This is a genomic window from Pantanalinema rosaneae CENA516 (assembly GCF_050753385.1).
Classification (GTDB): domain Bacteria; phylum Cyanobacteriota; class Cyanobacteriia; order Leptolyngbyales; family Leptolyngbyaceae; genus Pantanalinema; species Pantanalinema rosaneae.
Genome location: NZ_JBLZFZ010000111.1, coordinates 1 through 8,587, shown reverse-complemented (window position 1 = coordinate 8,587; position 8,587 = coordinate 1). Strand labels below are relative to the sequence as shown.

General features: G+C 48.7%; 5 protein-coding genes and 1 pseudogene. 3 read left to right on the top strand and 3 right to left on the bottom strand.

Annotation, left to right across the window (positions count from 1 at the left end; genetic code table 11):
• Positions 1-228, bottom strand: a pseudogene (locus tag ACN4EK_RS31450) (hypothetical protein); the annotation flags it as partial.
• A gap of 66 nt (positions 229-294) precedes the next feature.
• Here ACN4EK_RS31450 and ACN4EK_RS31445 point away from each other — a divergent pair.
• Positions 295-1,923: an ABC transporter substrate-binding protein gene (locus ACN4EK_RS31445; RefSeq protein WP_431662389.1), complete on the top strand. Its 1,629-nt coding sequence runs from the start codon at positions 295-297 to the stop codon at positions 1,921-1,923.
• Between the two features lie 43 nt (positions 1,924-1,966).
• Here ACN4EK_RS31445 and metH read toward each other — a convergent pair whose 3' ends face one another.
• Positions 1,967-5,608, bottom strand: a complete 3,642-nt coding sequence (metH, locus tag ACN4EK_RS31440; protein ID WP_431662388.1) for a methionine synthase — start codon at positions 5,606-5,608, stop codon at positions 1,967-1,969.
• 292 nt (positions 5,609-5,900) lie between these two features.
• Here metH and ACN4EK_RS31435 point away from each other — a divergent pair, with 292 nt between their 5' ends.
• On the top strand, positions 5,901-6,482 hold the full coding sequence (locus ACN4EK_RS31435; protein WP_431662387.1) for a Crp/Fnr family transcriptional regulator: 582 nt from the start codon (positions 5,901-5,903) through the stop codon (positions 6,480-6,482).
• A 78-nt stretch (positions 6,483-6,560) separates the two neighbouring features.
• The gene (locus tag ACN4EK_RS31430; RefSeq protein ID WP_431662386.1) at positions 6,561-7,700 is read left to right on the top strand and encodes a hypothetical protein; all 1,140 of its coding nucleotides are present in this window, start codon (positions 6,561-6,563) and stop codon (positions 7,698-7,700) included.
• Between the two features lie 103 nt (positions 7,701-7,803).
• On the opposite strand, the gene ACN4EK_RS31425 is transcribed toward ACN4EK_RS31430, so the two are convergent.
• Positions 7,804-8,587, bottom strand: a 784-nt coding sequence (locus ACN4EK_RS31425; RefSeq protein ID WP_431662385.1) for a WecB/TagA/CpsF family glycosyltransferase, incomplete at its 5' end; no start/stop codon positions are given.

Below are 8,587 nucleotides of genomic sequence, written 5' to 3'. Positions count from 1 at the left end.
AGATGTGTATAAGAGACAGGGGGAAGGTGGGGAGATGAGTTGTTGGATCTGGGCGATCGCGGTGCTGAGGTCGGTTAACACCAGGCGATCGGCGGGATGGGTGGGAAAGTAGCTAAGATGGCGATCGCTGCCGACTAACAGGGTCGCTTGGGCGATTAACTGTTGGATGGAGTTCGGCAATCCGGCTGCCCCATCTAAACCAATGCCGACAACATGAATTTGGGACATGAATCAAGGCGAAAATCAGATGCCAGTAAGATATAACAGAATGCCACATATCAACGGATGCCTTGCATGTTAGGTCAGTTTTGGCGATCGCCCGTCCGATTCCTGAGTCTGTTTTGCCTCTGTCTGCTGCTGGTGGTCAGTTGTGGACGATCGTCTCCCGAACTTGGACGCACTCCCCCCGGTAGCCGCGATCGCATTGTTCTGGGGACAACCGCCCAACTGAGTACGATCGATCCGGCAGATGCGTACAGCAGTTTTGCGGGAGCGTTGCTCTATAACCTCAGCGATCGACTGTATACTTACAAACTGGGGACAACAGACTTAGTACCACAACTTGCCACGGCATTACCCACGGTGAGTGCCGATGGATTGACCTACACCATTCCCCTGCGTCAGGGAGTTGTGTTTCACGATGGCACTCCGTTTGATGCGGCAGCGATGGCATTTTCCCTGAATCGATTTATCCAAAATGCGGGATCTCCATCATTTTTGTTGTCGGATTTAGTCGCATCTGTGCAAGCGTCCGCCGAGAATGAACTGACGATTCAACTCAAGAAACCGTTTGCCGCCTTTCCCTCGTTGCTGGCATTTTCGGGGGCGGCGGCGGTTTCGCCCAAAGTCTATGAAATTAAAGAAGGCTCATTTAAACCGGATCAGTTTGTCGGCACAGGACCTTACAAATTAGTGCGATCGGGGACGGATCAAATTCAGCTGGATGCCTTTGACCAATATTGGGGAGAAAAACCGACCAATCAAGGTATTGATATCCAGGTGTTTTCCAGTCCCGCCAATTTATTTAATGCCTTTCGGACTGGGGCAGTTGATATGGCGTATCAAAGTCTGGCATTAGAACAAATTCGGAGCTTGCAGCGGGATAGGCCAACGGCAGGCTGGCAGATTTTGGAAAAGTCAGGTAGTGGGATTGATTATTTGACGCTGAATCTCAAATCCCCACCGTTAGACAAGCTGGAAGTGCGGCAAGCGATCGCGGCTGTGGTCGATCGTCCCGTGTTACAAGACCGTGTGTTTCAGGGACAAATTGACCCCCTCTATAGTTTGATTCCCACCATCATGGACGAACAGCAGCCCATTTTCCAACAGGAATATGGCGATCGTAATAGTGCGAAAGCGACTGAGTTATTAACCAAAGCTGGCTATTCCGCAGAAAATCCGTTGCAGGTGGAATTCTGGTATCGCTCCAATGTCACCAATGACAAACTAGCGGCGATTACCTTAAAGGCGATCGTTAATAAACAACTCGGTGGTTTAATGCAATTGCAATTAAATAGTGTGGAATCGACGACCGCCTACAAGAACTTAGATAAAGGGGCGTATCCCATGTTCCTGTTAGACTGGTCAGCCGACTTCTTTGATGCGGATAACTACATTCAGCCGTTTATGGAATGTACTAAAGGATCTGCGAATGCGGGTTGTGAGGAGGGCGCGAGTTTCGGTCAGGGTTCCTATTACTACAGCGATCGGGCGAATCAGTTAATTGATCGCAGCCGCAAGGAGCAAAACCCCACCACGCGCCAACAGATTTTTGCTGAAATCCAAGCTCTGCTAGCGCAAGATGTTCCCTTCATTCCCCTGTGGCAGAATAAGGACTTTCTGTTCGTCCAAAAGTGGATTCAAGGTGCCAGCTTAGAAGTCACCCAAAAAACCCCCTTCTGGACATTACAAAAATCCGCTTAATTGAACCTGTAGGGGCGTAACTTACGCCCTCACTATCCCCAAATTACGCGCTGAAGTATTTTGCTGTGGGGTGATAGGCAATAATCGCTGTGGTGGACTGTTCTGGATACAATTGCTCACTTTCATCCATCTGTAAACCAATGCGATCGGTTCTCAATAACTCCAACTGTTTGTACTGATTGTGAATATTCGGACAGGCGGGATAGCCAAAGCTATAGCGTGACCCCTGATAGCGCTGTGCCAATACATCGCGGACGTTATCGGGATCACGATCGCCAAAGCCTAGTTCTCGCCGAATCCGGGCATGAGTCCACTCCGCCAAAGCTTCGGCAATCTGCACCGATAACCCATGAAAATACAGGTAATCTGTGTAGTTGTTCGCCTTAAATAGTTCCTGGGCGTATTCCGTAGCTTTCTGTCCGGCGGTTACGGCTTGCATCGGGAAGACATCAATTTGCCCTGAGTCCTGCGCGGCATAGAAATCAGCAATACAGTAACGATTCAGCGATCGCTGGCGGGGAAATGTCCAGGTCACTAGCGGTAATTGGTTGGTTGGCGAACCACCATTTACCATCACGGCTGGATCATATAAATGGACTGAATTCCCTTCCGACTGGCAAGGGAAATAGCCATAAACCACCTGAAGCTGGAGCAGATTTTCCTCGACAATCCGGGCTTTCCAGGTTGCCAGAATCGGATAGACCTTCTCCTGTAAAAATTGGTCGTATTCTTCCCGCGATTGTTCACGCGGTTTACGGAACTGCCACTGTCCCGCGATCAGCGCTTGTAGATCCAGATACCAGAACACCTCATCCCAGGGCAGATCAGCCGAATTAAGGATCTGTGTGCCCCAGAAGGGTGGGGTTGGACGGGGAATATCGGCGGCGACTGCCTGCGATCGCTCCGTGTCGATCGCTAAGGCGGCGGTTTCCTCCATTTGATTGTCGGACGACTCCGAGCTTTCACTGTCCACATCGGCGGCAATCCGGCTCTTGGGGGCTTCTGCAAACTCATCCAAAAAGCCCTGGACATCATCCCATTTCCCTGCGAGTTTGGCAGGCATCAGTTTGTCCATAAAGTGCAGATCTGAGAACGCATCTTTCCCATAAATCACCTGCCCTTTGTAGGTGTTCTGGCAATCTTCATGGACGAATTTGGGTGTGAGAGCCGCTCCCCCCAAGATGACCGGAACAGTAATGCCGCGATCGTTGAAAGCCTGCAAGTTTTCCTTCATGAAGGCAGTGGATTTCACCAACAAACCACTCATGGCAATACAGTCGGCATTGTGTTCGTAATAGGCATCAATAATGGTATCGACGGGTTGCTTGATGCCCAGGTTGATCACCCGATAGCCGTTATTGGACAGAATAATGTCCACCAGATTCTTACCAATGTCATGCACATCGCCTTTGACCGTGGCAATAATCACCGTTCCCTTTGCCTGCCCTGCTTCCGACTTTTCCATCTGCGGTTCCAGGTAAGCCACCGCCGCTTTCATGGTTTCAGCCGATTGCAGCACGAACGGTAATTGCATTTGCCCCGAACCAAACAATTCTCCAACGACCTTCATCCCATCCAGCAAAAAGGTGTTGATAATTTGTAAGGGGGGATATTGAGCTAACGCTTCATCTAAAGCCGCTTCTAACCCCATGCGTTCGCCATCAATAATGTGGCGCGGCAAGCGTTGTTCTAAGGGTAGATCGGTCAAAGAATCTTTAGAACGGGCTTCTTTTGCCGATACCCCTTCAAACAACTTTGTCAATTCCGTCAGGGGATCGTAAACACAAATGTCACCCTCAAACCGCCGTTGATCATGAATTAACTGGTGGCAAACCTCCTGATGCTCTGGAGCAATTTTGGCTAGGGGCAGAATCTTGGCGGCACTGACGATCGCGGCGTCCATTCCCGCTTGCATCGCTTCATGCAGGAACATGGAGTTTAAGACAATTCGCGCGGCTGGACTTAAGCCAAAGGAAACATTGGAAACACCCAAAATGATGTGACAACCGGGTAATTGCTCCCGAATTTGCCGAATTGCCTCGATCGTGGCACGTCCATTGGCGCGGTCTTCTTCAATCCCAGTTGAAATCGGCAAGGCTAGCGGATCGAAGAAGATCTCATGGGCGGGAATGCCAAATTCTACCGCTTGCCGATAGGCTCGTTGGGCAATCTGGAATTTCTTCTCGGCGGTTCGTGCCATGCCATCTTCATCGATCGTCCCGACAACGACTCCAGCCCCGTAGGTTTTCGCTAGTTCCAAGACTTTGAGGAAACGGGGTTCGCCATCTTCATAGTTGGTGGAATTGAGAATACACTTACCGCCAGCCACCTTGAGTCCGGCTTCCATCTTTTCCCATTCCGTCGAGTCCAGCATCAACGGTAGGGTGACATTGGTGACTAAGCGCGACACGATTTCGTGCATATCGGCAACGCCATCGCGACCCACATAGTCTACGTTGACATCCAGCACATGTGCCCCTTCCTTCACCTGCGATCGGGCGATCGACACCAAGCCATCCCAATCTTCGGCATTCAGCAGTTCCCGCACCTTCTTAGAACCACTGGCATTTAACCGCTCACCGACAATCAGGAAGGAATTATCCTGCTCATAGGGTTGTGCTGCATAGATCGAAGCCGCCGACGGCACAAAGTTCAATGCCGGACGTACCGCCGTTGCCGAGCGATCGACTTCTCCGTCTCCCAACCTCCCGATCTCCCGATCTCCCCGCACCGGACGAGCTTTTGGCTTTAAAGTCGCTGCCGCTTCCGCCAGTTGGTGAATATGGTCGGGACGAGTGCCACAGCAACCGCCAATTACCTGCACTCCCAAGTCCTCAACAAAGTGCATTAAGGCTAACCGCAGTTCCATTGGGGTGAGTTTGTAGTGAGCATGACCCCCCACGTTTTCCGGAATGCCAGCATTGGGAATACAGGACACCACAAACGGCGAGTATTGGGACAAATATTTAATGTGATCCGCCATCCGATCGGGGCCGGTGGCACAATTCAGACCCAAAACATCGATCGGATAGGGTTCTAAAATTGCCAGCATGGCTCCCACATCCGAACCAACCAACATGGTGCCTGTGGTTTCCATTGTGACGGAAACCATTAACGGGCGGCGATCGCCTTTCTGGGCAAACACCTCTTCAATTCCATTCAGGGCGGCTTTGATCTGCAACACATCCTGGCAGGTTTCCACCAAAAACAGATCGACACCGCCATCCCACAGACCTTGTGCCTGTTCGGCAAACGAGGCTTTCATAGTGTCGTAGTCAATATGTCCCAATGTTGGGAGCTTGGTAGTGGGACCGATCGATCCCGCTACGAACCGGGGTTTCTCTGGGGTGGAAAACTCGGCGGCTACGGATTTCGCTAAGGTAGCTGCCAATTTGTTCAACTCATACGCCTGATCTGCCAGGTCATATTCTGCCAGGACGATCGAGGTCGCCCCAAAGGTGTCCGTCTCAATCACATCGGCTCCGGCTGCCAAAAAATCGCGATGGACTTTGGCGACTGCTTCTGGTTTGGTCTTGACCAAATATTCATTGCAGCCTTCGTACTCTGCTCCCCCAAAATCAGCAGCCGTCAGGTTTTGCACTTGCAGGTTTGTGCCCATTGCGCCATCAAACACAAGCACAGGACGATCAGGGTGATGAAGCCGTTGGAGGAAGGGACTGTTCATTAGCCGTTTGTGTTTGTTCTGTAATCTATTCTTCAATGTACTGTGCTACTTACCGGATTTAACCAGTTGCGATCGCTTGACTTACCAAAACCTCATAGTTGGCAATGTCAGCAGCGCTTTGGGATACGATCGCGCTCAACCTAATCCTGTAGTCAAGACCATTAGTGATATGAGATCACTGGGTTTACCGATTTAATTGAATGGAGTCAATCGCTTGCCTGATGCACTGATTGAGCCAACCGACCACAGGATTAACATAAATACTCTAGAAATTTAGGAGCAAGTATTTCAAATGTATGAACCATTCTACACATTTATTTTGAAGATTTTCCCGGAGTTCAAACTTGATCCGATGCAGCTTGATCCGTTTTTAGAGTGTGTAGAGATCAACAAGGGAGAGTTTTTATTTCAGGCAGGAGATATCTGTAAGTTTATTGGGTTTACGCTCAAAGGCTGTATCAGAATTTTTCTGCTGAAAGACGATCGCGAGTGTACACTTTCCTTTCACACAGAGTATCAAAGCTTTGGTGACTATAGAAGTTTTTTGAAACAGCAGCCGACCGAGTTTTACTGTGAAACGATCGAGCGGTCTAAAATTCTCATGTTTAACCATAAAGCTATGCAGTTGATCGAAGAACTTCCAGAGGGGCAAAAATTTTTACGACTGCATGCTGAAGAATTTGCGGCAAAGATGCAAAACAAGCTAGTGTCGCTTTATCTGGATACGCCGGAGGAGCGTTATTGTCAGTTATTTGAATATGAACCTCACATTATCGATCGGGTTCCCAACTATCATCTGGCTTCCTACCTCGGGATTAAGCCTGAATCTCTCAGTCGCTTAAAGCGGCGAATTTACCAGAAGAAAATTTCTTAACCTAAGTCAAGGCGATCGCAAGTACTGACTGGATAGATTTGCAACAGAACACGAATTGCAAGTCCCCCAGAGGTACTCATGAAGCTTTCATTCATCTCTACACTAACCATTCTTGCCATATTGGGACTCTTTCAACCAGCCAAGGCTTTTAACATTGAAGCTTGCGCTAAAGCTCCCATAACTAATAGACCTCAGGCGATCAATTTACTTCAACCAATAGACCAGAAATTACTGAACTGTGTACCTCAGCTAAGTTCTATTGCCAACAAATGGCAATCCCAAGCCAAGAAAATCTCTTCTGCTTTAGGAAAACTGAAGATTGGTAATAATGGCTCTAGTCGCATGGAAAAGCTTGAATATAACTTAGCCGGAAACTATATTTCACTCGTTGCTTCAGCTAAAGCATCTCACACCTGGAAAATCAAGGAGTGTATGGTTCCTAGAATGGTAACAACTTACCGAACAGTTAAAGAATGTGCCCTGCCAAAGCTAGGAGGAGGTTGTTATAAATGGGTGGAAGCTCAAGTGCCCTCTGGAGTTAAACAGGATGGGTGTAATAAATGGTTAGAGAAACCGATTAGTGCCTCAGCTACTTGCACTTATAACTACACATTTAATATTTCAACTGGAGAATCAAAACCAGTATTTAGCTGTGGTCGAGGTGCGCTTGGCGAATATAAAGTTGATGCCAGTGCAGTAACGGCAGTGTTACGAGGCGAAATGCCAACTATGGGCAGCTTACTTAACAGTATTAGCATTACTCCACCGTTGTTTAAAGACAATACTCGTGATGAGTATCAAAATGTCAGAAATGATATGCTTTCAAAGCATTCAGGCTCGATCGTCTATTTTTCCTCGGAAGCTTTTGTTAACTGGGCATCAGCAGAAAATCAAGGTGTAAATATTATTGCTTCTGCTTTAAGCGGTGGATCGTATAGCGCTGAATTGATGCGGCAGATTGAGCAACGATTACGGACTGAACTGACCTATATGGGGACTTTTGCCTCTCAAACAGCAATTCAATTAGGTTCTGAGCAAATCATCTCAATGATGACTGGTAAGGGGTCGATGAAGTTGAATAATTTTGACGTGTCTGTAAAAGTTGTCAACACTCCTAAAATCATTCAAAAGTGCATGGTTCAGCCTCGACAGGACTGTTTACCTGAAATTAAATCGCCAAGACTGGGATTTGCGATCATTGCAACCCCAGTTCAGTAAATAGTCTGGATGGGCAGGTTTTGCGAATTCAACGAATAGCATATAGCTAGTGTAAATGTTAAACCTGCCCCTACGTTATTAATGAAATACTACTAATGAAAACTCAGTCTATCTGTTTTAGTTTCAATTTCGATCGCACTAATTGCCAACCAAATAACAGTACAAACGTGGGATTGTTGATTAAATAGCGTTGCCATAATCGTTGAGGTTCCTGGGTGAACCGATAGAGCCACTCCAACCCCCATGCCATCATCCAACGGGGGGCTTGCGAAACTTCTCCACTATGGAAACTGAACGCGGCTCCTACTCCGATCATCACGGCAGGGAGTTGATGCTGTTGACGTGCCATCCACTCCTCTTGCTTGGGACAGCCTAATCCCACAAATACGACTGGCGCACCAGAAGCCTGGATGCGATCGATGTCCGCCTGTTCCTCCTCAATGGTCATGGGGCGAAATGGGGGAGCATGGCGACCCGCGATCGACAGTCCCGGAAACCGTCGTTCTAGATGAGATTGCAGGTTTTGCAGCGTCTCATCCGTACTGCCATAGAGATAGATCGGGAGCCCAACTTTCGCGGCGCGATCGCACCATGCCAGCATTAAGTCAGGCCCATAAACCCGTGGCTGGTGGCGAATTCCCAGTAAGCGTAAGCCCCAAACTAAGGGCATCCCATCTGAGGTGACTAATGCCGCGCTATTGATTACCTGTTGATAGGAACGTTGCCAGTAAGCGGTCATCACGACATGCACATTCGCGGCGACTACATAGCACGATCGGTTTGCCAATGCCCAGGTTTGAATGCGATCGCAGGCATCCTCGTAACTGGTGGCATCGATGCGGGTGCCTAAGATGGAGCGGGAGGGGAGCTGTCTCTTATACACATCT